This is a genomic window from Ruegeria atlantica (genome assembly GCF_013032505.1).
Lineage (GTDB): Bacteria > Pseudomonadota > Alphaproteobacteria > Rhodobacterales > Rhodobacteraceae > Ruegeria > Ruegeria atlantica_F.
The window spans coordinates 110685-136178 of sequence record NZ_WQCG01000003.1 but is presented as its reverse complement, the minus strand read 5'-3'; the positions used below and the strand labels follow the sequence as shown (position 1 = coordinate 136178).

Annotated in this window: 26 protein-coding genes; 12 read left to right on the top strand and 14 right to left on the bottom strand. The window is 58.2% G+C overall.

Annotation, left to right across the window (positions count from 1 at the left end; genetic code table 11):
- Position 1 precedes the first annotated feature (1 nt).
- Genes GOW92_RS12315 through upp form a run of 4 tightly spaced genes read left to right on the top strand, consistent with a single transcriptional unit; the run spans position 2 to position 4129 of the window.
- Positions 2-1309, top strand: coding sequence for a thymidine phosphorylase (locus GOW92_RS12315; protein WP_170560908.1), 1308 nt, complete (start codon positions 2-4; stop codon positions 1307-1309).
- A complete protein-coding gene (locus tag GOW92_RS12310; RefSeq protein WP_170560907.1) occupies positions 1306-2517 on the top strand; it encodes a phosphopentomutase in 1212 nt (403 codons plus the stop codon). Before GOW92_RS12315 ends, GOW92_RS12310 begins: the two co-directional genes overlap by 4 nt.
- Complete coding sequence (locus tag GOW92_RS12305; protein WP_170560906.1) at positions 2514-3500, top strand: adenosine deaminase; 987 nt, start codon at positions 2514-2516, stop codon at positions 3498-3500. Before GOW92_RS12310 ends, GOW92_RS12305 begins: the two co-directional genes overlap by 4 nt.
- On the top strand, positions 3497-4129 hold the full coding sequence (gene upp, locus GOW92_RS12300; RefSeq protein ID WP_058274218.1) for a uracil phosphoribosyltransferase: 633 nt from the start codon (positions 3497-3499) through the stop codon (positions 4127-4129). The genes GOW92_RS12305 and upp overlap by 4 nt, the downstream gene beginning before the upstream one ends.
- 5 nt (positions 4130-4134) lie before the next feature.
- On the opposite strand, the gene GOW92_RS12295 is transcribed toward upp, so the two are convergent.
- Entirely contained in the window at positions 4135-5148 is a 1014-nt protein-coding gene (locus tag GOW92_RS12295; RefSeq protein ID WP_170560905.1) for a hypothetical protein, read from the bottom strand.
- 153 nt (positions 5149-5301) lie between these two features.
- Here GOW92_RS12295 and GOW92_RS12290 point away from each other — a divergent pair, with 153 nt between their 5' ends.
- Entirely contained in the window at positions 5302-6237 is a 936-nt protein-coding gene (locus tag GOW92_RS12290) for a DMT family transporter (RefSeq protein WP_170560904.1), read from the top strand.
- 370 nt (positions 6238-6607) lie between these two features.
- A complete protein-coding gene (locus GOW92_RS12285) occupies positions 6608-7315 on the top strand; it encodes a Hint domain-containing protein (RefSeq protein WP_170561512.1) in 708 nt (235 codons plus the stop codon).
- A gap of 76 nt (positions 7316-7391) precedes the next feature.
- Here GOW92_RS12285 and GOW92_RS12280 read toward each other — a convergent pair whose 3' ends face one another.
- The 8 genes from GOW92_RS12280 to GOW92_RS12245 all read right to left on the bottom strand — a co-directional run bounded on the left by GOW92_RS12280 (position 7392) and on the right by GOW92_RS12245 (position 15222).
- Positions 7392-9593 (bottom strand): 3-hydroxyacyl-CoA dehydrogenase NAD-binding domain-containing protein, encoded by a 2202-nt coding sequence (locus GOW92_RS12280; protein ID WP_170560903.1) that lies wholly within the window; start codon positions 9591-9593, stop codon positions 7392-7394.
- On the bottom strand, positions 9586-10074 hold the full coding sequence (locus tag GOW92_RS12275) for a cupin domain-containing protein (RefSeq protein ID WP_170560902.1): 489 nt from the start codon (positions 10072-10074) through the stop codon (positions 9586-9588). Before GOW92_RS12275 ends, GOW92_RS12280 begins: the two co-directional genes overlap by 8 nt.
- Complete coding sequence (locus GOW92_RS12270) at positions 10074-11285, bottom strand: acetyl-CoA C-acetyltransferase (protein WP_170560901.1); 1212 nt, start codon at positions 11283-11285, stop codon at positions 10074-10076. The genes GOW92_RS12275 and GOW92_RS12270 overlap by 1 nt, the downstream gene beginning before the upstream one ends.
- Before the next feature lie 11 nt (positions 11286-11296).
- On the bottom strand, positions 11297-11935 hold the full coding sequence (locus GOW92_RS12265) for a glutathione S-transferase family protein (RefSeq protein WP_170560900.1): 639 nt from the start codon (positions 11933-11935) through the stop codon (positions 11297-11299).
- A 135-nt stretch (positions 11936-12070) separates the two neighbouring features.
- Complete coding sequence (locus GOW92_RS12260) at positions 12071-12283, bottom strand: hypothetical protein (RefSeq protein WP_170417753.1); 213 nt, start codon at positions 12281-12283, stop codon at positions 12071-12073.
- A gap of 54 nt (positions 12284-12337) precedes the next feature.
- The gene (locus GOW92_RS12255; protein ID WP_170560899.1) at positions 12338-14119 is read right to left on the bottom strand and encodes an acyl-CoA dehydrogenase C-terminal domain-containing protein; all 1782 of its coding nucleotides are present in this window, start codon (positions 14117-14119) and stop codon (positions 12338-12340) included.
- 49 nt (positions 14120-14168) lie between these two features.
- A complete protein-coding gene (locus GOW92_RS12250) occupies positions 14169-14570 on the bottom strand; it encodes a MerR family transcriptional regulator (RefSeq protein WP_170560898.1) in 402 nt (133 codons plus the stop codon).
- Positions 14571-14853: 283 nt separating this feature from the next.
- Complete coding sequence (locus GOW92_RS12245) at positions 14854-15222, bottom strand: MerR family transcriptional regulator (RefSeq protein WP_170560897.1); 369 nt, start codon at positions 15220-15222, stop codon at positions 14854-14856.
- Positions 15223-15339: 117 nt separating this feature from the next.
- Here GOW92_RS12245 and GOW92_RS12240 point away from each other — a divergent pair, with 117 nt between their 5' ends.
- The 3 genes from GOW92_RS12240 to GOW92_RS12230 are packed head-to-tail and all read left to right on the top strand — an operon-like array spanning position 15340 to position 17600.
- Positions 15340-15759 (top strand): PaaI family thioesterase, encoded by a 420-nt coding sequence (locus GOW92_RS12240; protein WP_170560896.1) that lies wholly within the window; start codon positions 15340-15342, stop codon positions 15757-15759.
- Complete coding sequence (locus tag GOW92_RS12235; RefSeq protein WP_170560895.1) at positions 15759-16277, top strand: PaaI family thioesterase; 519 nt, start codon at positions 15759-15761, stop codon at positions 16275-16277. The genes GOW92_RS12240 and GOW92_RS12235 overlap by 1 nt, the downstream gene beginning before the upstream one ends.
- Before the next feature lie 6 nt (positions 16278-16283).
- Positions 16284-17600, top strand: coding sequence for an MATE family efflux transporter (locus tag GOW92_RS12230; RefSeq protein WP_170560894.1), 1317 nt, complete (start codon positions 16284-16286; stop codon positions 17598-17600).
- Here the strand turns inward: GOW92_RS12230 and arsC are convergent.
- From arsC to GOW92_RS12210, 4 genes are read right to left on the bottom strand one after another with little or no spacing between them, the layout of a single operon-like run.
- Entirely contained in the window at positions 17597-17938 is a 342-nt protein-coding gene (arsC, locus tag GOW92_RS12225) for an arsenate reductase (glutaredoxin) (RefSeq protein WP_170560893.1), read from the bottom strand. The two genes, GOW92_RS12230 and arsC, sit on opposite strands and share 4 nt — an antisense overlap.
- Positions 17935-18993, bottom strand: coding sequence for a quinone-dependent dihydroorotate dehydrogenase (locus GOW92_RS12220; RefSeq protein ID WP_170560892.1), 1059 nt, complete (start codon positions 18991-18993; stop codon positions 17935-17937). Before GOW92_RS12220 ends, arsC begins: the two co-directional genes overlap by 4 nt.
- The gene (locus tag GOW92_RS12215) at positions 18990-19421 is read right to left on the bottom strand and encodes a DUF1330 domain-containing protein (protein WP_170560891.1); all 432 of its coding nucleotides are present in this window, start codon (positions 19419-19421) and stop codon (positions 18990-18992) included. The genes GOW92_RS12220 and GOW92_RS12215 overlap by 4 nt, the downstream gene beginning before the upstream one ends.
- Positions 19418-19756: a DUF952 domain-containing protein gene (locus GOW92_RS12210; protein ID WP_170560890.1), complete on the bottom strand. Its 339-nt coding sequence runs from the start codon at positions 19754-19756 to the stop codon at positions 19418-19420. The genes GOW92_RS12215 and GOW92_RS12210 overlap by 4 nt, the downstream gene beginning before the upstream one ends.
- 108 nt (positions 19757-19864) lie before the next feature.
- Here GOW92_RS12210 and GOW92_RS12205 point away from each other — a divergent pair, with 108 nt between their 5' ends.
- The 3 genes from GOW92_RS12205 to mnmH all read left to right on the top strand — a co-directional run bounded on the left by GOW92_RS12205 (position 19865) and on the right by mnmH (position 23342).
- On the top strand, positions 19865-21442 hold the full coding sequence (locus tag GOW92_RS12205; RefSeq protein ID WP_170560889.1) for a bifunctional metallophosphatase/5'-nucleotidase: 1578 nt from the start codon (positions 19865-19867) through the stop codon (positions 21440-21442).
- A gap of 139 nt (positions 21443-21581) precedes the next feature.
- Complete coding sequence (locus tag GOW92_RS12200; RefSeq protein ID WP_170560888.1) at positions 21582-22247, top strand: SOS response-associated peptidase; 666 nt, start codon at positions 21582-21584, stop codon at positions 22245-22247.
- A 42-nt stretch (positions 22248-22289) separates the two neighbouring features.
- Positions 22290-23342: a tRNA 2-selenouridine(34) synthase MnmH gene (mnmH, locus tag GOW92_RS12195; RefSeq protein WP_170560887.1), complete on the top strand. Its 1053-nt coding sequence runs from the start codon at positions 22290-22292 to the stop codon at positions 23340-23342.
- Here mnmH and selD read toward each other — a convergent pair.
- Positions 23333-25492 carry a selenide, water dikinase SelD gene (gene selD / locus GOW92_RS12190; protein WP_170560886.1) on the bottom strand — a complete coding sequence of 720 codons (2160 nt, stop codon included), beginning with the start codon at positions 25490-25492 and terminating at the stop codon, positions 23333-23335. The genes mnmH and selD overlap by 10 nt on opposite strands.
- Positions 25493-25494 lie beyond the last annotated feature (2 nt).

Sequence of the window (25494 nt, the reverse complement as noted above, 5' to 3'; positions counted from 1 at the left end):
CATGGACGCCCGTTCGATCATTGCAAAACTGCGTAGGAACGAAGTGCCGACTGGCGATGAGCTAAGCTGGTTCGCGCAAGGTTTGGCAGATGGCGGTGTCAGCGACGCGCAAGCGGGCGCTTTTGCCATGGCCGTTTGCATGGGCGGATTGGGGGCGCAGGGACGCGCCGATTTGACGACCGCCATGCGTGACAGCGGCGATGTGCTGAACTGGGATTTCGATGGCCCGGTCATCGACAAACACTCGACCGGCGGCGTGGGGGACAGCGTAAGCCTTGTGCTTGCACCTGCACTGGCCGAGTTGGGAGCATACGTTCCCATGATCTCGGGTCGGGGGCTGGGTCATACCGGTGGGACACTGGACAAGCTCGAGTCCATTCCCGGTGTCAGCACTCAGATCGGTCAGGATCGCCTGACGCAAATTCTGCGGGAAACGGGTGCGGCTATTGTCGGGGCCACAGGACAGATCGCCCCTGCGGACAAACGCCTTTATGCGATCCGCGACGTGACGGCGACCGTTGAAAGCCTGGACCTGATCACAGCCTCGATCTTGTCCAAGAAACTGGCCGCCAGCCCCGAGGCTTTGGTGCTGGACGTCAAAGTCGGCAGCGGGGCGTTCATGAAAACGCTGGACGACGCGCGCAAACTGGCGCGCGCCCTTTCGGAAACTGCGAATGCGGCAGGTTGCCGGACCTCAGCGGTGATCACCGATATGCACCAACCTTTGGCTCCTGCGCTGGGGAATGCACTGGAAGTGGCCGAGGTGATGAAAGTCATGACGAAAGACCACTACGCGCCCCTGGCTGAAATTTCGGCCGAGTTGGGTGGAGTTCTGCTAGTGGATGCGGGGATGTTTGCAACCGCCGAGGAAGGGCGCGACAAAATCACAGATGTCATCCGCGATGGTCGCGCGGCTGAACGCTTTGGGCGCATGATGGCGGCTGTGGGCGCGCCTTTGCAGTTCGTCGACAACTGGTCCCGCTATCTTCCAGAGGCCAGCGTGATCCTTGAGGTCACAGCACCGACCAACGGACACGTTACTGCGATTGACGGCGAAGCGCTGGGCTTGACCGTTGTTGCACTGGGCGGCGGACGACAGGTCGAAGATGACGTGATCGACCCGGCGGTTGGGTTGTCCGGCATCGTTCGTCTGGGCGACAAAGTCGAGAAGGGTGCACCACTGGCCGTGGTTCATGCCGCGCGCGAAGACGCTGCGCGACAGGCCGCAGATGCCGTTTTGAAGGCGATTACAATTGGTGACGACGCCCCGATGGAACCTATACTCATCCACGAAAGGATCACGCCGTGACCCGCGCGTTCTTGGTGGTGATGGACTCGGTCGGTATCGGGGGTGCGCCGGACGCGGATCGCTTCTTCAATGGCGAGATACCGGATACTGGCGCAAATACGCTGGCCCATATTGCACAGGCCTGTGCCGAGGGGCGCGCCGAAAAGGGGCGCTCAGGTCCGCTGCACCTGCCAACCTTAGATGCGCTTGGGCTAGGGGCCGCAACGCGGTTGGCATCGGGGGCCACAACACCGGGATTGGATGCCGAGCCGGCTGGGCTCTGGGGCAGCGCACGCGAATATTCGCCGGGCAAGGATACGCCTTCGGGCCATTGGGAGCTGGCCGGATTGCCGGTGCCGTGGGATTGGCATTACTTCCCCGATACGACGCATGCTTTCCCTGCCGAATTGCGTCGCGCTGCGGCTGAGGCCGCCGGTACAGACGATATACTGGGCGACTGCCACGCCTCGGGCACGACCATCATTGCCGAATTGGGGGCCGAGCATATGCGGACCGGCTGGCCGATCTGCTATACTTCGGCCGACAGCGTTTTCCAGATCGCCGCGCATGAGGAAAGCTTTGGCCTGGACCGTCTCCTGAACATGTGCAAGGCACTTGCCCCACATTTGCATGAGATGAAAGTGGGCCGAGTCATTGCGCGACCCTTTGTAGGTTCAGTCAACGATGGCTTCACCCGCACGACCAACCGCAAGGATTTCGCCATACTTCCCCCCGCGCCGGTCCTGACCAACTGGGTGCAGGATGCGGGGCGTCGGGTCCACGCGGTGGGTAAGATTGGCGACATCTTCTCGATGCAAGGAATCGACACGTTGCGTAAAGGCTCGGACGCTGAGTTGATGGGACACTTGTCCGATCTGGTCGAAGAGGCCGAAGAGGGTAGCCTGACCTTTGCCAATTTTGTTGAGTTCGACAGTCTTTATGGCCATCGCCGCGATATCAGCGGCTATGCCAGCGCCTTGGAATGGTTCGACCGTGAAATTGGAAAGATCCTGAATAAGCTGCGCCCTGGTGATATGATGTTGCTGACCGCCGATCACGGCAACGACCCCAGTTGGGTTGGCACCGACCACACACGTGAACAGGTGCCTGTTCTAATTGCTGGGCAAGGCTCTGGCCAAATCGGGGCCGTAGATTTCGCCGATGTCGCCGCCAGTATCGCACACCACCTGAATGTTCCGGCACAAGGGCCGGGAAAGAGTTTTCTATGACCGTCGCAGACCTACCCAAGATCGAACTGCACCTACACCATGAAGGTGCAGCGCCGCCTGATTTCATCCGTCAGCTTGCGCATGAAAAGCGCATCGACCTGAGCGGAATTTTCAAAGCGGATGGAAGCTATGACTTCCGTGATTTCGCCCATTTCCTCAGCGTGTATGAGGCGGCCTGCGAGGTGCTCAAATCGCCCGAGGATTTCCGTCGCCTGACTTTGGCCATTCTGGAAGAAAGCGCTCAGAACGGGGTGGTCTATTCGGAAACCTTCCTAAGCCCTGATTTCTGCGGTGGCGGTGACGTGCACGCCTGGCGCGACTATTTGAACGCGATTCAAGACGCCGCGGATGAGGCCGAGCGCAAGTTCGACATTACTTTGCGCGGGGTTGTCACCTGTGTTCGTCATTTCGGGCCCGAGCAGGCAAAACAAAGCGCGCATTGCGCCGCCGAGACTGCGGGTGACTGGATCACCGGATTTGGAATGGGCGGAAACGAAGGCGTCGGCACGCAGGGCGATTTCAAATGGGCCTTTGACTGCGCTCGCGAAGCGGGGCTGAGCCTAACCACCCACGCCGGAGAATTTGGCGGCCCCGAAAGCGTTCGCGATGCTGTTCGGGACCTCGGTGTTGAACGGGTCGGTCACGGCGTTCGGGCCATCGAGGACGACGACCTGATCCGGGAACTTGTCGATCGTGACGTCACGCTCGAGGTCTGCCCCGGCTCGAACGTGGTTCTGGGCCTGTTCCCCGAATTTTCTGCACATCCGATTGCCCGGTTGCGCGATCACGGTGTGAAGGTCACAGTATCCACTGACGATCCGCCGTTTTTCCATACCACCATGCGGCGTGAATATGAGATGCTGAACCAGGCCTTTGGCTGGGACGCCGAAGACTTTGCAGCCCTGAACGACACCGCCTTGAACGCGGCGTTCTGCGATGATGAAACCCGCGAACGGGTTAAGAAAAGACTGGAGAGAACATGAGCGAACACCTGACCGTCGTTGATCACCCGCTGGTGCAGCACAAACTGACGCTCATGCGAGACAAAGGCACCTCGACCGCCGTGTTCAGACAGTTGCTGCGTGAGATCACGTTGTTGCTGGCCTATGAAGTCACACGCGAACTCAAGCTGACCACCCGCCACATCGAGACACCGATGGAGGAGATGGACGCTCCCATTCTGGCCGGTAAGAAGCTGGCGCTGGTGTCGATCCTGAGGGCGGGCAATGGAATGCTGGACGGGGTGCTGGAACTGGTCCCATCGGCTCGTGTGGGCTTTGTTGGCCTCTACCGGGATGAAGAAACGCTGAAGCCTGTGCAATACTATTTCAAAGCGCCGGAGGGCTTGAAGGATCGTCTGGTCATTGCGGTTGATCCGATGCTGGCAACCGGCAACAGCTCGGCCGCGGCGATTGATCTGCTGAAAGAGGCCGGGGCGACCGATATTCGCTTTCTCTGCCTGTTGGCCGCGCCCGAAGGTGTCGCCCGCATGAAAGAGGCGCATCCCGACGTGAACATTGTCACCGCGTCTCTGGACCGTGAATTGAATTCTAAGGGCTATATCATGCCGGGTCTGGGCGATGCCGGTGACCGGATGTTTGGGACAAAGTAATCGGTCTATTCGCCACAGATATTCTGAAGTCGGACCCAATCGCGGTCCGGCAGCACTTGTGATAGAGGGCGCCCGGCCATCGGGTCGGCCTCGATCAGGCCCAGAGTGGTTTCTCCGGTAACATCCACCGCATAGGCATATGGCGTTGACGGCAGCGCCGCCTGCGCGAATACTTCTAGCAATTCCTGATCGGATATGGACGGGCGCGGTTCTGACAGGACCTGTTCGCTATAACTGTCAACGATCTGGGGCGTCAGCTCTCCAGTCGTTAGCAGTCGGAACGCCGTGGTTGGTCCGGTTCGGTCCAGCACTTCATCCAAAGGATCCTTTGCGGCGGCCCGCGCGCGTTCGGCGATGATGTAACCGGCAGCTACGGACGGGTCTTCGTGATCTTCAACCAAAGAGCGGTTCAGCAGAATGATCCCACCGGGCAAGCTAAGGCTGGTTTGCACTCCAGCGGGTAGGATCACGACCTCACGCACTCCGGTTCGGGTCGCCAGTTGGTCCAACGCGGCTTGCGCATCCTCTGATGTACACGCGACCCCCGAAACCCGTTCGATCCGGTGCAGGATCGCGTCCCCGATGTCGTATCGCTTAATCTCGGGTACAACGGAAACGACGTGGCTTTGCAACGCGACGGGAACCCAGAGCAGCAATAGCGCGGCAACTGCAGCCACTACACCCGCAACACTTAACCAGCGCAAACGTCCGGGATGCGGGCGCGACCGGTCAATCGCTTTTTGCAATCGATCAATGGCTGCGATCATTGTGGTTTCAGATTCTTCCAGCTCGAGCGTCTCGTCCGGGTCGCCATCCGGGTTGAAGATGGCGGGATAGCTTCCGGGATTCTGACGCTCCAGCGCAGCCAGAGACCAATGGGTCAGGGCCCGGTCGTTGAAATCCGAAATCGTCAGCGTAGCTTCGCCAATCGACACTACGACCTCTCGCCTCTGCACGTCGGGCGAGGGGCGCCACAGACCGGTGGCTTCGATCCGCTGGAACTGTTTCAGAGCCGTCATCAAGGTGAGGTTTGCTCGTTATTATTTTGTCTCAGCTTAACATGGTAATTTCCAAGGGCGCAAACCAGTTGCGCCATCTACGGTAAATGTGCTGGATACAACGGCGCGCAAGGGGACGTTCTTTTGCGCCGAACCGAACTACCGAGGCGAAAGATGCAGGCGGACAATCAGACCTCACCCATATTGGCGTCGGTGCTGATGATCAGCGCGATGGCGATTATTGGGGTGATCGACAATGTAGTGATCCTGCTGGCCGAACAAATTGGCCTTTGGCAGTTTCATCTGAGTCGCGCGTTGCTGATGTTGCCGCTGATTTTTGGCCTGTCGCTTTTGGGGCTGGGCGAAATGCGTCCGAAACGATTTGGTCCGGTGATTCTGCGCAGCGTGCTGATCACCCTGGCTATGTTGTTCTATTTCGCGTCGCTTGCTGTCATGCCAATTGCGCAGGCGCTGGCGGGTTTGTTTACGTCGCCGATCTTTGTTCTCTTGATCTCAGCCGTTGCAATGAAACAGCGGATTGGTCCCTGGCGAATTCTTGCGGTTCTGCTGGGTTTTGTGGGGATCCTGTGCGTGCTGCAACTTGATCCCTATGATTTCGATACCCGCAGTCTACTGCCCGTCGCAGGTGGTCTTTTCTATGCGCTGAGCGCAGTTATCACGCGCAGCCATTGCTCTGAGGAAAGTACCGTCGCACTGCTGGCCGCAATGATCATAACGTTGGGATCGGCCGGGGCGATCGGCCTTTTGGTGCTCGAACTGTTCCCGATGATCTCGCCAGACGGTCCCGACGGCTTTGCCACGCGCGGATGGGTCTGGCAAATGCAACCCGCATTGCCGTGGATTGCGGTACAGGCCGTTGGTTCCACGATTGCGGTATTCATGCTGATCAAGGCCTATCAGGTGGGCGAGCCGTCTTATGTCGCGGTCTTTGAGTACTCGGTCATGATCTTTGGCCCGTTGTTCGCGTTCGCGGCCTTTGGACAGGCGATTGGGCCCATGCAGATCGGCGGTATTGGTTTAATTGCCGTTGCCGGTGCCCTGTTGGGGTGGCGTGCCGGACGCGAGGCTGCCCGGCCAGAACCGATTTAGCCAATTCCTGTTGCCAATAGTTAGTTTGGGTGGGCCTGCACGGATCATTCAGTCCAGAGACCGATTGGCACTACGCCGCCCAAGCGGTTTCAGTCAGGAGTTCAGACAGATTCGGCGCCACAGGTGATCGTAAATGTTGATTATAGTTTCCAAAATTCTGCCAATTTTGCATTTTTGCGCGGTGTTGTTCAGGGAAATGTTGTTTTTTACTGCTTTAAGAGCCCAAATCGGGCCGTAATGTGTCTAAATTAAGTCGCCCATGCTTACGTTGTGCTAGCCGTTATGAGTAGTTGTTTTGTGTCAGAAGTGGGTGCGACACGTGTTAAAAGTACAGAGTGTTCTGAGTTATGAAGACGTTCCGAGCCGTGAAATGCGGAACAACCCTACTGTTTCGCTGAATGCGCGTCGTGGCGGTTTTGTCCACGGTACAAAGATCTCGACAGATCGGGGATGGCAAACAGTTGAAAACCTTCAAGCCGGTGATTTGATCCGAACATTGGACAACGGGTTCAAGGCTGTCTCGCGGGTTTCGACGGATTGCATCGCAATCCCGGCCAGTGAAACGAAACCGGAAAACTTGCCCGTACGGGTGCCATCAAACACTTTGTATAATGGAGCCCCGGTTTGGTTGATGCCAGAGCAGGGCGTCGCATTGGACAACACCAAATTCAACAGCGGTCCAATCACACTGCCCATCAGCATGCCTGTCGTGCCTGCACGGGTACTTAGTGGTACGTTCCGGCTATCGTCCAGCGCGCCGTCGCTTCTGTTTGAGGTTTGTTCGCTGTTCTTTGAACAAGACGAAGTGATTTATATTGAGGGTGGACTGCGGGCCTTCTGTCCTGCGGGACGCTTCGGGTCGAACAGCCGGCCAGCAAACGCCTCATATAAGGTGGTCGATGCAGAGCGGACCGAGGATCTAATCGATATGGTCGCGCATTGCAGGGACATTGCTGTTCTGGCGAATTCACTGGGCGCAGTACCGGCACCGATCATGGAGCACCCGATATTTCCGGTGCGGCCTGTAAAAGGCGCGCGTCGACCTGGTCGGCCGGGACGGCCTGCCCCGATATTCTAATTTTTTAAAGTCGTTGGTTAAAGATCATTGGTTAAAGAATGGCGCTGGCGCGGTTTCCCGCACCAGCGTCAATTTTTTAAGCAGCCTTCGCTTCGGGATCAAAGCGGCCATAGAAGCTCTGACCTTTGTCGGCCATCTCGCGCAGCAGCGGCGGGCAGGCGAAGCGTTCGCCATACTGCGCAGCCAACTGATCACAGCGCTCGGCCGCGTAGGGCGTACCGATGATGTCCAGCCAGCTGAGCGGCCCACCTGACCAAGGGGCAAAGCCCCAGCCAAGGATCGCGCCCACGTCACCTTCGCGGATATCTTCCAGAACGCCTTCTTCGAGCGCGCGGACCGCTTCCAAAACCTGAGCGAACATCAGACGTTCCTGAACTTCGATCAGATCAGGCTGGTCTTCTGCATGCGGGTATTTCTCTTGCAGGCCTTTCCAGTATTCGGTGCGCTTGCCCTTTTCGTCGTAGTCAAAGAAGCCCGCGTTTGCTTTGCGTCCCAGACGACCCTCTTCCTCCATCCAGAAGATCAGATCGTCGCCCGGGTTTTCCGGATAAGCATCGCCCATCGCGGCTTTGGTCGCGCGAGCAATCTTGGCACCCAGATCAATCGAAGTCTCATCATTCAGCTGGATTGGCCCAACGGGGAAGCCCAACTGACGCGCGGCGTTGTCGATCAACACTGGGCTGACGCCCTCGGTGATCATGCGCAAACCTTCGTTGATGTAAGGAATGATGCAACGGTTGGCATAGAAAAAGCGTGCATCGTTGACCACGATCGGCGTCTTGCGGATCTGGCGCACATAGTCCAGCGCCTTGGCCACCGCGCGATCACCGGTTTCCTTGCCCTTGATGATCTCGACCAGGAACATCTTCTCGACCGGCGAGAAGAAGTGGATGCCGATGAACTGATCCGGACGCACGGATGCTTTGGCCAGATCGGTGATCGGCAGAGTCGAGGTGTTCGAGGCAAAGATGCAGTCCTCGGGGATGATCGCCTCGACCTTCTTGGTCATTTCGGCCTTGACGCCCACGTCCTCGAAGACAGCTTCGATGATCAGGTCACAGCCTTTGAGGTTGTCCAGATCCGGGGTCGCGGTGATGCGGGCCAGCATGGCCTCTTTCTTCTCAGCCGTGACTTTGCCGCGCTTCATGCCCTTGTCCAGATAGGTCTCGGTATAGGCCTTGCCCTTGTCAGCAGCTTCCTGGTCGCGGTCCACAAGAACCACTTCCATACCGGCCTGAGCCGACACCAGCGCGATACCAGCCCCCATCATGCCCGCACCCAGAACACCGATCTTCTTGACCGACTGATCCGGAACACCCGCCGGACGCACAGCGCCTTTTTCCAGCGCTTCCTTGTTCAGGAACAGCGAACGGATCATCGCACCCGAAGAGGGGTTCATCAGCACGGAGGTGAACCAACGCGCTTCGATCTTCAGCGCCGTGTCGAAATCGACCAGCGCGCCTTCGTAGACCGCGCTCAGCAAAGCTTTGGCAGCAGGGAATGCGCCTTGGGTCTTGCCGTTCACCATCGCCGAGGCACCGACGAAGTTCATGAAGCCTGCAGGATGGTAAGGGGCACCGCCGGGCATCTTATAGCCCTTCGCGTCCCAAGGTTTGACCAGATCGGCATCCTTGGCGTTCAACACCCATTCCTTGGCTGCGGCCATCGGGTCGGCTGCGATCTCGTCAATATAACCCGCGCCCTTGGCTTTTTTGACGTCCAGCATCTTGCCTTCCAGCAACAGCGGAGCTGCCGCAATCGCGCCAACCTTGCGAACCATCCGCGTGGTGCCGCCTGCGCCGGGGAAGATGCCAACCATGATCTCGGGCAGGCCGTATTTCGCCTTGGGGTTTTCGGCCGCAAAGATGCGGTGCGTGGACAGCGGCAATTCCATACCGATGCCCGCTGCAGTGCCGGGCAGAACGGTGGCAATCGGCTTACCGCCTTTCTTGGTCTTGGGATCCATGCCCGCCATCTCGATCTTGCGCAGCAGGGCGTGCATTTGCATCGTGCCCTCGAACAGACCTTTTGCCGGGTTGTCGCCCGCCTGTTCCTTCATCACTGCCAACAGGTTCAGGTCCATGCCCCCAGCAAATGACCCTTCCTTGCCTGACGTGATGACGATGCCTTTGACATCTTCATCCGCCAGCGCCTGATCAATGCAATCGCTCAGTTGCGCCAGCCCATCAAAGGACATCACGTTCATGGTTTTCCCGGGCACGTCCCAGGTAATAATGGCGACGCCGTCTGCGTCTTTGCTCAGAGTGAAATCAGTCATTGTCATCTCCAATCTGGTCAGCCGTCAGCGGGCTGCCATCCTTGCGGGTGAAGGCGAATCCGTTCTCGTCATCCTTCACCATCATGTCTATGTCGCTGTAGTAGCCGGTCTCGGTCGGGGTCCGTGTGCCCACTACCAGAAAGGTCGCGGGCGCATCGGTTTTGTTCACAAGGTGGTGACCATTGGCCTCACCTGCGGGCCAAGCGGCGCAATCGCCGGGCTGCATCTCATGCTCACCATCGTCATCGATCAGCACGCAGGTGCCGCTGAGCATGATGGCAAATTCGTCCTGCTCCATATGGTAATGGCGCAGCGAAGACATGCCCTGCGGCTCAAGCCGCACGATGTTGACCCCGTATTGGGAAAGTCCGCCTGCATCACCCACACGCTGCACAAAACGACCCGCGGTCGCCTCGGCCAGTTTGCCGGGATAGGCCGAGCCGCCCTGAAACGGGATCTGAGAGAGATCCAGCTTGGGCATCAGACCCGCTCGATAATGGTTGCCGCACCCATGCCGGATGCGATGCAGAGCGTGGCCAGACCGGTTTCCTTGTCCTGACGCTCCAGCTCATCCAGCAGCGTGCCGATGATCATCGCACCGGTTGCGCCCAGCGGGTGACCCATCGCGATCGAGCCACCATTGGGGTTGACCAGCGCCGGATCCACGTCAAACGCCTGCTGGAAGCGCAGCACGACCGAGGCGAAGGCTTCGTTGACTTCGAACAGGTCCAGGTCGCCGATCTTCATGCCGTTGTCGGCCAGGATCTTCTCGGTCACCGGAACCGGGCCGGTCAGCATGATGGTCGGGTCGGTGCCAATCTTGGCGGTTGCCTTGATGCGCGCGCGCGGCTTGAGGCCGTACTTCTCACCAAATTCCTTGTTGCCGATCAGAACAGCCGCCGCACCGTCCACAATGCCTGAGCTGTTGCCGGCATGGTGGATGTGGTTCACGCGCTCAAGATGCGGGTACTTCAGCATCGCAACCTTGTCGAAGCCGGGCATCTGCTCGCCCATCATTTGGAAGGAAGGGTTCAGGGCTCCGAGGCTCTGCATGTCAGTGCCGGGGCGCATGTATTCGTCGCGGTCCAGAATGGTCAGGCCGTTCTGGTCTTTAACGGTGATGACCGACTTTTCGAACCGGTTGTCCGCCCATGCTTCTGCGGCGCGTTTTTGCGATTCAACCGCCAGAGCGTCGGCGTCATCACGCGAGAAACCGTACTCGGTAGCAATGATGTCGGCCGAGATGCCCTGCGGAACGAAATAGGTATCCATCGCCAGCGAGGGGTCAACGGCAATTGCAGCACCATCGCTGCCCATGGCAACGCGGCCCATCATTTCGACGCCACCTGCGATGTAAGCCTCACCTGCGCCGCCTTTGACCTGGTTCGCCGCGAGGTTCACAGCTTCCATGCCTGAGGCGCAGAAACGGTTGATTGCGAGACCGGGGATCGACTGATCCAGATCAGAGGCCAGAACCGCCGAGCGCGCAAGACAGCCGCCTTGCTCCATCACTTGGGTGACGTTGCCCCAAATCACGTCTTCTACGGCGTGGCCTTCGAGGTTGTTACGCTCTTTCATCGCGTTCAGGGTCAGGGCGGACAGGCGCACCGAGGTTACCTCGTGCAGGCTGCCATCCTTGCGGCCCTTGCCGCGCGGAGTGCGCAGGGCGTCATAAATATAAGCTTCGGTCATGGGTCTTCTCCTCAAGCTCGATCCGACGGGTTGCCGGGCATCAGGTCATAGGGGTGTTTCCAGCCAGGTTGCTCGGACAAGCGAGACAGCCAGGCGTCGATGTGGGGCCAGTCGGCGCGGTCAAAGCCGAATGGTTCGGGGTAATACAGATAGCTGCAGCAACTGAGATCAGCGTTCGTGACATCGTCGCCAACAATCCAGTCGCGGCCGTCCAGATGATCGTTCAGCACTTGGTACGCGGCCTTCAGGCGCCCTTGATTGAAAGCGATTACATCGGGATTGCGGTGCTGTTCCGGCAGGAAATTGATCAGGAAGCGGGTCAGGCCGGCCATCGAGCTGAGTTTGTGATTATCCCACAGCACCCAGCGCAGAACATCGTAATTCTCTTCCCGGTTCTTGCCACCAAACTTGCCCGACTTCTCGGTCACATAGGTCTGAATGGCGCCAGACTGGCTCGTGCGGAAATCACCATCGATCAGGACAGGTGCTTCGCCCATTTCATTCACTTCGGCGCGAAACTCGGGCGTGCGAGTTACACCTTTGAAGAAGTCGACAAAGACCGGTTCCCACTCCAGCCCGGACATTTCCAGCGCCAGCGCAGCCTTGTAACTGTTTCCGCTTTCTCCGAAGCAATGAAGCTTGATTGTCATGTGATCGCCCCTCCCAAGGCGCATGGTGCGAAGTCGAATTTCGCGTATCTCAAGAAAGACGAACCATAAGGCTAAGTGCCATTGGGGTTTGTCTTTCTGAAAACACGCCCACCTGATTGAAGGTGGCTGATGTTTTTACCGTTTGCGATCATCCAGCTCCGAATTGAAGATACGCAGGCGGTGGGTCAGGTTGTCCTCGTTGATCACGCTGTTGAAATTCTCGAACAAAAACGACAGTGCTTCTCCTTCGTCCAATCCAGCCTCACGCGCGAATGCTTTGAGCTTGCGATACCCGTCCTCGGTCATTGCGACGGGAAAGCGGCGAGTCAGTCGAAAACGTTTTGGCATATGGTTCCTCCGGTAAGTTGGGTCCGGGCAATGTTACCCGGACCCAGACTGTGATCAGAAGTTCGCTGCGTCCAGAGCCATGACCGTGTCGGCGCCCGTCTGGATCCGCGACAGGTGCATAGCGGTCGCGGGCAGGCGACGAGCCATGTAGAAGCGGCCGGTGTTGATCTTGGTCTCGTAGAACTCTTTGTCCGAGGCACCGCTGTCCAGCGCTTCCTGAGCGGCTTTAGCCATCTGTGCCCACATCAGGCCCAGGCAGACATGGCCGAACATGTGCATGAAGTCATAAGAACCGGACAGAGCGTTGTTCGGGTTCTTCATGCCTTCCTGCATGAAGTACATGCCAGCGGATTGCAGGTCCTTGGACGCTGCTTTCAGCGGTTCGATGAACGCTTTGTCATAGGTTTCGTCATTGCCACCGTTTTCCTTGCAGAAGGATTTGACCATTTCGAAGAAGGCCATGACATGCTTGCCGCCATCCTGTGCCAGTTTACGGCCGACAAGGTCCAGCGCCTGAACGCCATTGGCGCCTTCATAGATCATCGCGATGCGAGCGTCGCGGGTGTATTGTGACATGCCCCATTCTTCGATATAGCCGTGGCCACCATAAACCTGCTGAGCCTGCACGGTCATGTCGTAGCCTTCATCCGTCAGGAAGCCTTTGATGACCGGGGTCAGCAGTGAGATCAGCCCGTCTGCGTCCTTGTCACCTGAACGGTGCGCTTTGTCGATCATGGTCGCGCCCCAAAGAATGAATGCACGTGCACCTTCGGTGAAGCTTTTCTGATCCATCAGGTTGCGGCGGATGTCGGGGTGCACGATCAGCGGATCGGCGGGGCCGTCCGGGTTCTTTGCACCAGTCACATCACGACCCTGCAGGCGGTCCTTGGCGTATTCGACGGCATTCTGGTAAGCGGCCTCGGCCTGAGACAGACCCTGCATGCCCACACCCAGACGCGCTTCGTTCATCATGGTGAACATGGCACGCATGCCTTTGTGCTCTTCACCCAGCAGCCAGCCGGTGGCTTCGTCATAGTTCATGACGCAGGTCGAGTTGCCGTGGATACCCATCTTTTCTTCGATCTTTCCGACCGAGACACCGTTACGCTCACCCGGTGTGCCGTCTTCATTGACGATGAACTTGGGCACGATGAAGAGTGACACGCCTTTGATGCCCTCGGGCCCGCCGGGGATCTTGGCCAGAACCAGGTGGATGATGTTATCGGCCATGTCGTGATCACCGGACGAGATAAAGATCTTCTGACCAGAGATTTTGTAGCTACCGTCGTCCTGCGGTTCCGCCTTGGTGCGCATCAGGCCCAGATCGGTGCCGCAATGCGGTTCGGTCAGGTTCATTGTGCCGGTCCATTCACAGCTGACCATGTTCGGCAGGTACTTATTTTTCTGCTCGTCGGTTCCGTGTGCCAAAATCGCCGACGCCGCGCCGTGCGTCAGGCCCTGGTACATCACGAATGCCTGGTTCGCGGCCGAGAACATCTCGCCAACAGCCGTACCCAGGACGTAAGGCATATTTTGGCCGCCATACTCTTCCGGCATGTCGAGGCCAGTCCAGCCACCTTCCTTCATCTGCTCGAAGGCGTCTTTGAAACCGTTGGGGGTATAAACGATACCATTTTCCAGACGGCATCCTTCGGTATCCCCGACCACGTTCAGCGGGTGCAATACGTTGGTGGCGACCTTGCCTGCTTCTTCTAAAACAGCGCCGGTGAAATCGGCTTCGAGTTCGCTGTACCCCGGAACGTCAGAGTCCGAGATTTTCAGAACATTGTGCAGAATGAACTGCGTGTCTTTGGTTGGCGCGTTGTAGACGGGCATGTGAAGCTCCCTTTAATTCATATGTCCGGGTGGCAGGCAGGCGAGGGGGTTACTCGGCAGCCTTTTTGTCTTGTTTCATCGAGGCGATTACTTTCTCGCCCCAGCGCAACTGTTCTTTCAGGTCGTCGATCGCCTGCGTCAGTTCCTCACGACGCGCTTCCATGTCCTCCAGACGTTCGCACGCAATCTCATAGGTGCGGGACATCTGTGTCAGCTGTTGGTCGCCCACATGATACAGGTCCAGAAGCTGGCGGATTTCTTCAAGGCTGAAGCCAAAGCGCTTGCCGCGCAGGATCAGTTTCAGGCGTGCACGGTCGCTTTTGGTGAACAGCCGTTTCTGGCCTTCACGGATTGGAAACAAAAGCTCTTTGGCCTCGTAGAACCGTAAAGTGCGGGGTGTGACATCATATGTCTCGCACATTTCGCGGATGGTCATCAGATCTTCGGTCATGGTCTTAGCACTCTCGTCACTGGCGTCTATGAAAGTCAGGTGCGCAGTCGATGCGCACGTTACAACACGTAGATGACGTTCACGTAATGTGAACGCTGCGTCACAAAATAAGTTTACGTAACTTCCGCATGCGTCAAGTCGCGGATTGCTGACTTTTTAGCGTTTAACGTAACGGAATTTGGATGTGTCAAACTCGAAAGTGCAGCCCGACACGCACTAAGGTACGCCCGGAAATTGCGGAGCTCGCGTCATTTTTTGGGTGTGCGACGGCACGCCGGCGGAATCACTTGAGTGATTTGGCCGTCTGGTCGCGCATCTGGGTCAGGGCATCAATTGCCTCATCCAGTTGCTGCTTTTGCTGGTTCAGTTCGACGATCTGCTTGTCGGCGACGTCGACAAAAGCACGCATCTGAACCTCGTTGCCCTCGTTTTCATAGATCAACAGCCACTGGCGGATATCTTCCAGCGAGAACCCATATTTGCGGCCACGCAGGATCAAAGTCATGCGTGCGCATTCCCGCGGACCATAATATCGCGACCTGCCTTCTCGGTCAGGTTGCAGCAATTCGATGTATTCATAGTAGCGCAGGGTACGCGGAGTCACATCGAACTCGGTGCACATCTCTTTGAATGACAAACGGTTGTCGGACATTCCTGATCTCCTCTGGCGCAGACTATGTTTTGTCAGCGGCAAGCGCAACCGGCGGGCTTGCTCTTTTGGCGGACACGGGCTCATAAAGGGATAAACCAAAAGAACGGATTCAAGTACATGGTCGACAAAGCCGCAATTGCGCGCCAGTTCATCGAGGCGATCCCGCATGCAAAGGCGCTGGGTCTTAAACTGACCTCAATCGGAAATGGCGAAGCGGGTATAACAATGCCCTACAGCAAAGAGCTTGTTGGCGATCCGCGCACCGGGGTGATCCATGGCGGCGCTGTTTTCGCTGCGTTGGATACCTGCTGTGGCGCCGCTGTCATGAGCCATCCGTCAGCTCCCGGCGGTACGGCGACGATTGACCTCAGGATCGACTACATGCGGGTCGCAACACCAGGGCAGACCATTACAACCCAGGCGACCTGCTATCATATTACGCGGAACGTCGCCTTTGTCCGCGCTACGGCGATGGACGAAGACCAAGGTCTTCCAGTGGCTACTGCTGCAGGCTCATTCACAGTGGAGGGTCTGTAATGGCGCGTTCTCGTCCCGAACCCGTCCAGGTCGTGAAACAGCGCCGGGATGCGGCACTAAATGCGATTGTCGATGGTGTGCCTTACATCCGGTTCCTCGACATCGGCTTTGACCGCCGCGGTGATGAGCTGACCGGTGTGCTGAACTTCGACAAGAAGCTGATCGGTAACCCGTTACTGCCCGCGTTGCACGGCGGTGTCACAGCGGCGTTTCTGGAGGTCACAGCCGTCATTACCCTTAGCTGGGATTTTTTGTTGCCGAAGATCGAAAGCGGAGAGCTGGATGCCAGCGATATCGCTGACTACGAAAAAGTACGATTTCCCAAAACTGTCGATTTTACCGTTGATTACCTGCGGTCTGGTCTGCCGCGGGACGCCTATTCACGCGCGTTCATCAGCCGGTCGGGACGTCGGTATGCCTCGGTTCGGGTTGAGGCTTGGCAGGACAATCACGCGCGGCTTTTTGCGCAGGCTTCGGGGCATTTCCTGATGCCGCAACCCAACGCAGACGGAAAATAACCCGCAATGCAGGACACTTCGGCACCCATTACACATAAGCGGGTGCTCAGGATTGCAGCTCCGATTGTGCTGTCCAATGCAACGGTCCCAATCCTGGGGGCGGTGGACACCGGTGTTGTGGGGCAGTTGGGGCAAGCAGCCCCAATCGGCGCCGTTGGCATGGGCGCTGTTATTCTGGCCACGATCTACTGGGTGTTTGGTTTCCTGCGTATGGGAACAACAGGTCTGGCGGCTCAGGCGCGCGGTGCAGGGGACACGGCGGAAACCGGCGCCTTGTTGATGCGTGGGTTATTGCTGGGCGGCGCGGCGGGTCTGTTCTTTATCCTGACACAGGTCTGGGTGTTCTGGGGGGCATTCGCCCTGTCGCCGGCCAGCCCAGAAGTTGAGTCGTTGACCCGTGCCTATCTGGAAATCCGTATCTGGGGGGCTCCGGCGACGATTGCGTTATATGCCGTGACCGGTTGGTTGATCGCGGTTGAACGCACGCGCGGAGTGTTCGTTCTGCAGGTCTGGATGAATGGGCTGAACATCGTTTTGGACCTGTGGTTTGTTCTGGGCCTTGGCTGGGGTGTCGAAGGTGTAGCCATCGCCACGCTGATCGCTGAATGGACTGGACTGGCGCTGGGTCTATGGTTGTGCCGCGACGCGTTTGCAGGAAATCAATGGCGCGACTGGCCGAGAATATTCGACGCCACACGTCTGCGCAGGATGATGCAGGTGAATGGCGATATTATGGTCCGCTCAGTTCTGTTGACCGGGGCGTTCACCACCTTCCTGTTTGTCGGGTCAGACTTGGGCGACGTCAATCTGGCGGCCAATCAGGTGCTGCTGCAATTCCTTGAGATCACCGCGTTTGCCTTGGATGGCTTCGCCTTTTCTGCAGAGGCACTGGTGGGCAGTGCGGTCGGGGCGCGAGACCGCGCTCAGGTCCGGCGCGCGTCGATCATGGCCTCGCAATGGGGCGTTGGCGGTGCCTTTGCACTGGGTCTGATCTTCTTTTTCGCGGGGCCCGCGCTGATTGATCTGATGTCGACTGCGCCCGAAGTGAGGGTGGCCGCGCGCGAATTCCTGTTCTGGGCCGCGCTTGCGCCGGTGATCGGCGTGGCAAGCTGGATGTTCGACGGCATCTATATCGGTGCCACGTGGACGCGCGCCATGCGGCAGGCGATGATACAATCGGTCGCGATCTATGTGGTCGCCCTGTTCCTGCTGGTGCCTGCCTTTGGCAACCACGGTCTATGGGCTGCGCTGATGGTTCTGAACATCGCACGGGGGCTTACGCTTGGGTGGCGTTACCGCAAGCTGGAAATGCAAATCGCCTAAAGCAGTGACAGCAGGTTTTCGGGCGGACGACCAATAGCGGCCTTATTGCTGGCCACAGCCAAAGGGCGTTCGATCAGGATGGGGTTTTCCGCCATGGCTTGAATCAAGTCATCGTCTGATGTCGTTTTCGTCAGGCTCAGTTCTTTGAAGCGCTTTTCGCCCGTCCGCATCATCTCGATGGCCGGAATTCCCAATTGGGACAGCACGGCGCGCAACTCTTCGACTGACGGCGCATCCTCCAGATACTTTCGAACCTCGACCGTCGCACTGTTTTCTTCCAGCAATGCAAGTCCGGCGCGGGATTTTGAACAGCGCGGGTTGTGCCAATACTTGATCACAGCCAGTCCTCTCTTTTGCTGCCAACGGCCTGATCGACCGACGTGAAACCGTCCTGCCTCAGCAGGTCATCCAGGCCTTGGGCAATCTCTGCTGCCAGCGAAATGCCGCCGTAGACCATAGCTGTATAGAACTGTACGGCTGAAGCCCCGGCGCAGATTTTGGCATATGCCTGCTTTGCTGACCCGATCCCGCCAACGCCGATCAGCGGGATTTTCCCGTCAGTCAGTTGGCTGAGCCGCGCCAGCACGTGGGTTGATTTCTGGAACACAGGTGCGCCGGACAGCCCGCCCGCTTGGCCTTTGTGGGCACTGCGCAGGCCGTCGCGCGACAGGGTGGTGTTGGTTGCAATCACCGCATCGACGCCGGTTTCGCGGGCCACTTCGGCGATGTCCTGCAATTCGGTCTCGGTCAGGTCGGGGGCAATCTTTAGAAAGATCGGCAGCGGACGGGGCAGAGCGTCGCGGGTTTCAATCACGCCGGTTAACAGGGCAGATAGCGCCGCTTTGCCCTGCAGATCCCGCAGCTTTTCCGTATTCGGGGATGAGACATTGACCGTTGCAAAATCCAAATGCGCGGCGCAATGAGCCAGAACTTTTGCGAAATCACCTGCGCGGTCATCACTGTCCTTGTTGGCACCCAGGTTCAGGCCGATCACCGCGTCCTTTGGACGGTCAGCCAAACGGCGGGCCATGACGTCCATGCCTTCGTTGTTGAACCCGAACCGGTTGATGGCGGCCATGTCCTGGGTCAGGCGGAACAGACGTGGTTTCGGGTTGCCGGGCTGCGGGCGCGGGGTCACGGCACCGACCTCGATAAACCCGAACCCTGCGCGGGACAAAGGCGCAAGAACCTCACCATTCTTGTCGAATCCTGCGGCCAGGCCAACGGGATTCGGCAGGTCCAATCCCGCCACTTCGGTGCGCAACCGATTGGAGGTCACTGGACCCGGCGCGGGGGCCAATCCGGCCTTTAGCGCCTTGATCGATAATCCGTGAGCTGTCTCAGGATCCATGCGGTGCAGGGCTGCCAGCCCCAGTTTTTCAGTCAGTTTCATCCGAATACCTCTCCGCCAGCGGTAGGGGCGCATCGTATAAGGCGCGAGGTTTCGACGGCGGCTTGGCGGTGCACCACGGCCATTTGGTAAACCGGGTCCGTCACCATTTCCAGAAACGCGTGCGCTGTGGGATAGCGGGCGATGAATACTGCGTCCCAGTTTTCGTTTTGCGGGCCGATCAGTGTCGTCTGAAACACGCCGCGCCACAGGATCGAAGCGCCAAGGCGCGCTATGATCGGAGCGGTTTCCGAGCCGTACTTGCCGTAAGCCTGCGCGCCGGTCAGCCCGGCATCCACGAGTTTGTGCCCTGCGGGATACTCAGCAGCGTCGCGGAACTTCACCAAGTTCAGCATCTCGATCGGGTGGTCCCGATCAAGGTCCTTGAAGGCCTCAAACTGGGCACGCTCCGGATCGACAAATTCGGTCATTTCATTTCCTTCGGAAATTGGTGAACCGTTCCATCAAAAGGGAGGGCGTGCGACCAAACGATATCGCTCATACGAATTTGCCGGTAGAGATGCGGGAACAACGCATCACCGCGTGAGACTTCCCATTTCAGGTCGTCGCCCATCGCATCAACGTCACAGGCCAGCAGGGTCAAACCTTCGACCCCGGCAAAATGTTTGGCGGCTGTTTCTGCGGCCTGTTCGGCGGTTGAGAAGTGGACATATCCATCAGTGACATCAATTGGCGCGCCATCCGATGCACCTTGCGCCTGTAACGTGGCCCATTCGTCGGCCCTAAAAATTTTGTAAATCAGCATGCGGTCGTGATGCACCGGGCCACGGGTAGAATCAAGCCGGATTTCCCCCTTTGACTCTCGGCGTCGCGCGTCGCAACATCTCCGCAATTAACAATAGGGAGTTAAACTATGCTCACCCGTCTTTTGACATCTGCCGCGGTGCTCAGCCTGACCGCAGGCATGGCATTTGCCGAGTACAAACTGACGATTCTGCACACCAACGATTTCCACTCGCGTTTTGAGCCGATCAACAAGTACGACAGCGGTTGCGGTGATGAAGACAACGCCGAAGGCAAGTGTTTCGGTGGTTCCGCACGCCTGGTCACTGCGGTCGAAGAAGCACGTGGCCGTGCCGAAAACTCGATTCTGGTGGATGGTGGAGACCAGTTCCAGGGATCGTTGTTCTACACCTACTACAAGGGCAAGGTTGCGGCTGAGTTTATGAACAAGCTGGGCTATAACGCAATGACCGTGGGCAACCACGAATTCGACGATGGCCCCGAAGTTCTGCGCGGCTTTATCGACTCGGTCGATTTCCCAGTTCTGATGTCCAATGCGGATATTGCTGACGAAGAACTGCTGACCGATAAGATCAAGAAATCGACCGTGATCGAAGTTGGCGGCGAAAAGATCGGTCTGATCGGCCTGACACCTATCGACACAGATGAGCTTGCCTCGCCCGGTCCGAACATCTCGTTCTCGGACCCGGTGCCTGCGGTTCAGGCCGAGGTGGACAAGCTGACCGGTGAAGGCGTCAACAAGATCATCGTTCTCAGCCACTCGGGCTACGGTGTGGATCAGCGCGTCGCCCAGGAAACCACCGGCGTTGACGTGATCGTTGGCGGACACTCAAACACATATCTGTCGAACACGTCGGACAAGGCCGCTGGCCCGTATCCGACCGTGGTCAACGGCGTTCAGATCGTTCAGGCCTACGCCTACGGCAAATTCTTGGGTGAGCTGAATGTGACCTTTGACGATGACGGCAACGTGGTTGAGGCTGCCGGCGAGCCGCTAATCATGGACAACACCGTTACCGAGGATCAGGCGGCTCTGGATCGTATTGCCGAACTGGCGGTACCTCTGGATGAAATCCGCAACAAGGTGGTTGCAAGCTCTGCCGATGCCATTGAAGGCGACCGCGCTGTTTGCCGCGTTCAGGAATGCCAGATGGGCAACCTTGTAGCTGACGCCATGCTGGCTCGGGTTGCGGATCAGGGCGTCAAGATTGCGATTGCCAACTCAGGCGGTCTGCGGGCCTCGATTGATCCGGGCGACGTGACCATGGGCGAAGTGCTGACCGTTCTGCCGTTCCAGAACACGCTGTCGACCTTTGAGATCAGTGGCCAGGGCGTCATCGATGCGCTGGAAAACGGCGTCAGCCAGGTGGAAGAGGTCAAAGGTCGCTTTCCGCAGGTTGCTGGCCTGACCTTCACCTGGGACCCGGCCGTTGCGCCGAACGAAGGGCGTATCGCTGAGGTCATGGTTGCCGACGGAGACGGGTTTGTTCCCATCGATCCGGCAGCGACTTATCTGGTGGTCACCAACAACTATGTCCGCAATGGCGGCGACGGCTATAAGATGTTCTCGGGCGACGACAAGAACGCCTATGACTTTGGCCCCGATCTGGCAGATGTTACGGCGGAATACCTGGCCGAAAACGCGCCATACACGCCCTATCTGGATGGGCGGATCAAGCAGAAGTAAATCTGCTTCGATAAACAAACAAAAGGCCGCGTTTGACGCGGCCTTTTCAGTCTTATGGTCAGAAACGGCTTGGTGGCGCTCCACTCGGTGTCGGCAAAAAAGTCATTAACCTACAGTTTCTGAAGAAGGGGCAAGGCCTATGTGCGGACGGTTTGCCGTAACACTTCCCAACGATGCAATGGCGCAGCTTTTTTCGGCGCGCCCGGCTAACACTTTGCCACCGGTCCCGAATTTCAACGTCTGCCCGACCAATCAAGTGCACGTGGTGCGCGCGGGCGAAAACGGACGCACGCTCGACCCGCTGCGCTGGGGGTTTTTACCCCATTGGTACAAGGCCGAAAACGCGGGGCCTTTGCTGATCAATGCCCGGGCTGAAACGCTGGCTGAAAAGCCCGCCTTTCGCGCTGCATGCCGGGAACGCCGCTGTCTGATGGCCGCTACAGGGTTTTATGAATGGACCAAGACGGAACAGGGGGAAAGGTTGCCGTGGTATATTTTCCGAAAGGACGGTGCACCGATTGCCTTTGCCGGCGTCTGGCAGGATTGGGGTCCTGAGGAGGCGCGGCAGGGTACTTGCGCCATCGTGACAACAGCCGCCAACCGAAACCTCAGCACGATCCACCACCGCATGCCTTTGATTCTGGAACCCGATGACTGGCCGCTGTGGCTGGGTGAGGCCGGAAAAGGTGCGGCGCGTCTGATGCAGCCGGGGGCCGAGGATATCCTCCGCTATCATCGGGTCGATCCGGCCGTGAATTCTAACCGCGCCAGCGGGCCGGAGTTGATTGAACGGTTCGAAACCTAGGCCCGACTTTCCATTCTCAGCTTTGCGGGATAGACCTCTGACATGGTTCTGAAATTCGACAGCCTGCCCGATCTCTATGCGCATGAATTCGACACGGTGATCGACGTGCGCAGCCCGGCGGAATTTGGCGAGGACCATCTTCCCGGCGCCATCAGCCTTCCCGTTTTGGACAATGAGGAACGCGCCCGTGTCGGCACGATCTATGTTCAGGAAAGCCCATTTTTGGCGCGCAAACTCGGGGCTGCACTCGTGTTTCGAAATGCAGCCAATCACATCGAGAACAGCCTGTCTCATCACGAAGGCGGGTGGCGGCCGCTGGTGTATTGCTGGCGTGGCGGGCAAAGATCAGGGTCATTCACCTGGATGCTGCAACAGATCGGCTGGCGGGCCGAAGTGGTCGAAGGTGGCTATCGAACCTATCGCCGGTTAGTGAATCGGTATCTTTATGATGACCCGCTATCTCATCGTCTAGTCGCGTTGGACGGCTATACCGGCACGGCCAAGACCGAATTGTTGGCGCACCTTGCCGTACGTGGCGTTCAGGTTCTGGATCTGGAAGGGTTGGCTAACCATCGCGGATCCTTGCTAGGTGAATTGCCCGGCGGCCAACCCAGCCAAAAAGCGTTCGAGTCCGCGCTTGCTGCTGCGCTTTGCCGTCTGGACACGTCGCGCCCGGTTTTGGTCGAGGCAGAGTCTTCGAAAATCGGGTCCTTGATCCTGCCGCCAACGTTATGGACGGCCTTACGCCAAGCCCCGCGCATTCAGATTACAGCGTCCATTCAGGCGCGTTCGGATTACTTGGTGTCCGCTTATAACGACGTTTTGTCGGACTATGAACGCCTCCGTGATCGTCTCTCCCCGCTGCGGTTTCATCGAGGGCATGACGTGGTGGATGGTTGGCTTGACCTGATTGATGCGGGCGACAAACGGGGGCTGACTCATGCGCTGATTGAACAGCATTATGACCCTGCATACTCAAAATCCAGTCGCGTGCGCACGGCGGACGTCATCGCAAATGTCCATGCACCAACGCTGGATGAAGCCGGTTTGACCCAAACTGCTGCGCAGATCGAAGCCATTGTGGGTCAGCTTTGAATGTTAAGCCCCGGTGCTTCGGTCATGTACCCAATGATTGCGGCCGGATATCCTGCCTCGCGCAACGCTTCGCAAATAGTCTGCCCTTGATCCACCGGGATCGCGGCCAGTAGGCCCCCAGCGGTCTGCGGGTCGAAAAGCAGGTCGGCTTTGCCGCCCGTTGGCAACTCGGGCGTAATTGCGCGATTGTCATCAAACAGGGTTGACCGGACGCCTCGGGCAGCCAGTTCTATCGCGCCATCCATTGCCGGAACCGCCTCAAGGTTCAGAGTAGCACCACACCCCGAGGCTTCGGTAATACCCAATAGATGCCCCGCAAGACCAAAGCCTGTGACATCGGTCATTGCATGCGCGCCAGCCAAAATCTCAGAGGCTTTGCCTTGTGGCTGAACCATATGTGCAAGAGCCGCCGCAACCCATTCACCTCTGGCTGCGCCCGCCATCTCTGCTGCCATCAGAACGCCGCTGCCCAATGGTTTAGATAGGATCAATGCATCACCGGGCCGCGCGCCGGCCAGAGTGATCGGTTCGGCGTCGCACAGGCCAGTCAGGGTGAAGCCAATCGTCATCTCGTCACCCATCGAACTGTGGCCGCCGACGATCTCAGCCCCTGCATCACGGATGACGTCGCTTGCTGTTGCCATGACCTCGGCCATGGTGCGACGCTGCAGGGTTGGCGACATGCGGGGCAGGATGATCGTTGCCGTGGCTGCCTGAGGTTGGGCGCCCATCGCCCAGATGTCGCCAAGGGCGTGAACCGAAGCAATTCGGGTCATCAGGACAGGATCGTCGAGGAAGCTGCGCAGATGGTCCGAAGTCATGACCTGCCGCGTGCCTCCGGTCTGCAACAGGGCGGCATCATCGCCGGGCAAGGGTGTGACATCTGCACGAATGGGGGCGGGCAGGTCGGCAAGCGCAGTTTGCAGCGCGCCGCGCCCGACTTTGGCACCGCAGCCGCCGCACATGGGTTTTTCACCAAAGGCTTCGGTAAGACCGGCCGCGTGCTCGCGGGGCAACGCCGGTGGTTTCATCTGTGGGAGGTTGCGGAACTTGTTCATAAAGCTCTGGTCAATGTGGTTTTTCCATTTCCACATCAACGACCCGCTGAACGAGGTTCCCAACCGCTCTCCCAGCGCGGACTTGCCGCCCAGCGAGATCAGCTTGAGATAATCCTTTTGCGGCTCATACCGTCGCAGGTCACCGGACCCCAAAGCTGCACTTAAGTTATCAAACAATACAGGGGCCTCACGCACGGCATAAACACCTGCTTTGGGGCGGGGGTTTTCGTTCAGATGTGCGCAGTCACCGGCGGCAAAAATGGACGGATCGCTGGATTGCAATTGCGCGTTTACACGTATGAAGCCGTCCTGAAGGTCCAGCCCCGTGTTGGCGATCCAGTCATAGGGTTTCGCACCGGCGGCACCGGTCACAAAGCTTGCCGGGATTTGGCGGCCATCCGAAAGCGTAACTTGGTCCTGAGTGATCCGAGAAACGGATGCCTGTTCGATAACTTCTATGCCCAGATCAGCCATCGCTTTGCGAACGATCACTGCCGACTTGGGATGGGTTGCTGTCAAAGCTTGCGAATTGTCAATAAGGGTCAGTTGCGCGGTGCGGCCTTTGGTACGCAGCGCAAACGCCATGGCCATGATAAGCTCGGCCCCGGCCACACCGCCGCCGATCACAGCAATCGAGGCGTCGCCTGGTCCCCCCAGATATTCGGCCCATTTGGCAGCGAATGTACCCAGTGGTTTTGCCGGAACGGCATGTTCGGAAAAACCGGGTAGGGCGGGCATGTCCGAGGTGATCCCCACATTGACTGACGCAACATCAAATGCCACTGGCGGACGGTTTGGCACATGAACCTCGCGCCGGTCAGTGTCGATGCCGGATACCGCACCCAGAATGACCCGCGCACCGGCAAAGCGGGCAAGCCTGACCAAATCAATTTCTAGCTCTTCACGCAGATAATGCCCAGCGACAAAGCCCGGCAGCATCCCTGAATATGGCGCGGTGGGGCCGGGGTTGATCACCGTAACCCGCGCGCCGGGCAGGGGGTTCATCCCCCACTTGCGCAGCAACAACGCATGGGTGTGGCCCCCGCCAATGAGAACCAGATCGCGGGTTAATGGCAGCGGTGGGTGGTGCATTA

Excerpts from the sequence above, each read along its gene's own strand:
- GOW92_RS12240 (WP_170560896.1), top strand. The coding sequence starts at position 15,340 with ATGGTCGACAAAGCCGCAATTGCGCGCCAGTTCATCGAGGCGATCCCG.
- GOW92_RS12305 (WP_170560906.1), top strand. The coding sequence starts at position 2,514 with ATGACCGTCGCAGACCTACCCAAGATCGAACTGCACCTACACCATGAA.
- GOW92_RS12285 (WP_170561512.1), top strand. The coding sequence starts at position 6,608 with ATGCGGAACAACCCTACTGTTTCGCTGAATGCGCGTCGTGGCGGTTTT.
- GOW92_RS12290 (WP_170560904.1), top strand. The coding sequence starts at position 5,302 with ATGCAGGCGGACAATCAGACCTCACCCATATTGGCGTCGGTGCTGATG.
- GOW92_RS12205 (WP_170560889.1), top strand. The coding sequence starts at position 19,865 with ATGCTCACCCGTCTTTTGACATCTGCCGCGGTGCTCAGCCTGACCGCA.
- GOW92_RS12235 (WP_170560895.1), top strand. The coding sequence starts at position 15,759 with ATGGCGCGTTCTCGTCCCGAACCCGTCCAGGTCGTGAAACAGCGCCGG.
- GOW92_RS12200 (WP_170560888.1), top strand. The coding sequence starts at position 21,582 with ATGTGCGGACGGTTTGCCGTAACACTTCCCAACGATGCAATGGCGCAG.
- GOW92_RS12265 (WP_170560900.1), bottom strand. The coding sequence starts at position 11,935 with ATGACAATCAAGCTTCATTGCTTCGGAGAAAGCGGAAACAGTTACAAG.
- GOW92_RS12260 (WP_170417753.1), bottom strand. The coding sequence starts at position 12,283 with ATGCCAAAACGTTTTCGACTGACTCGCCGCTTTCCCGTCGCAATGACC.
- mnmH (WP_170560887.1), top strand. The coding sequence starts at position 22,290 with ATGGTTCTGAAATTCGACAGCCTGCCCGATCTCTATGCGCATGAATTC.
- GOW92_RS12295 (WP_170560905.1), bottom strand. The coding sequence starts at position 5,148 with ATGACGGCTCTGAAACAGTTCCAGCGGATCGAAGCCACCGGTCTGTGG.
- GOW92_RS12255 (WP_170560899.1), bottom strand. The coding sequence starts at position 14,119 with ATGCCCGTCTACAACGCGCCAACCAAAGACACGCAGTTCATTCTGCAC.
- GOW92_RS12210 (WP_170560890.1), bottom strand. The coding sequence starts at position 19,756 with ATGCTGATTTACAAAATTTTTAGGGCCGACGAATGGGCCACGTTACAG.
- GOW92_RS12220 (WP_170560892.1), bottom strand. The coding sequence starts at position 18,993 with ATGAAACTGACTGAAAAACTGGGGCTGGCAGCCCTGCACCGCATGGAT.
- GOW92_RS12245 (WP_170560897.1), bottom strand. The coding sequence starts at position 15,222 with ATGTCCGACAACCGTTTGTCATTCAAAGAGATGTGCACCGAGTTCGAT.
- GOW92_RS12250 (WP_170560898.1), bottom strand. The coding sequence starts at position 14,570 with ATGACCGAAGATCTGATGACCATCCGCGAAATGTGCGAGACATATGAT.
- GOW92_RS12215 (WP_170560891.1), bottom strand. The coding sequence starts at position 19,421 with ATGACCGAATTTGTCGATCCGGAGCGTGCCCAGTTTGAGGCCTTCAAG.
- selD (WP_170560886.1), bottom strand. The coding sequence starts at position 25,492 with ATGCACCACCCACCGCTGCCATTAACCCGCGATCTGGTTCTCATTGGC.
- GOW92_RS12275 (WP_170560902.1), bottom strand. The coding sequence starts at position 10,074 with ATGCCCAAGCTGGATCTCTCTCAGATCCCGTTTCAGGGCGGCTCGGCC.
- GOW92_RS12230 (WP_170560894.1), top strand. The coding sequence starts at position 16,284 with ATGCAGGACACTTCGGCACCCATTACACATAAGCGGGTGCTCAGGATT.
- GOW92_RS12280 (WP_170560903.1), bottom strand. The coding sequence starts at position 9,593 with ATGACTGATTTCACTCTGAGCAAAGACGCAGACGGCGTCGCCATTATT.
- GOW92_RS12315 (WP_170560908.1), top strand. The coding sequence starts at position 2 with ATGGACGCCCGTTCGATCATTGCAAAACTGCGTAGGAACGAAGTGCCG.
- upp (WP_058274218.1), top strand. The coding sequence starts at position 3,497 with ATGAGCGAACACCTGACCGTCGTTGATCACCCGCTGGTGCAGCACAAA.
- GOW92_RS12270 (WP_170560901.1), bottom strand. The coding sequence starts at position 11,285 with ATGACCGAAGCTTATATTTATGACGCCCTGCGCACTCCGCGCGGCAAG.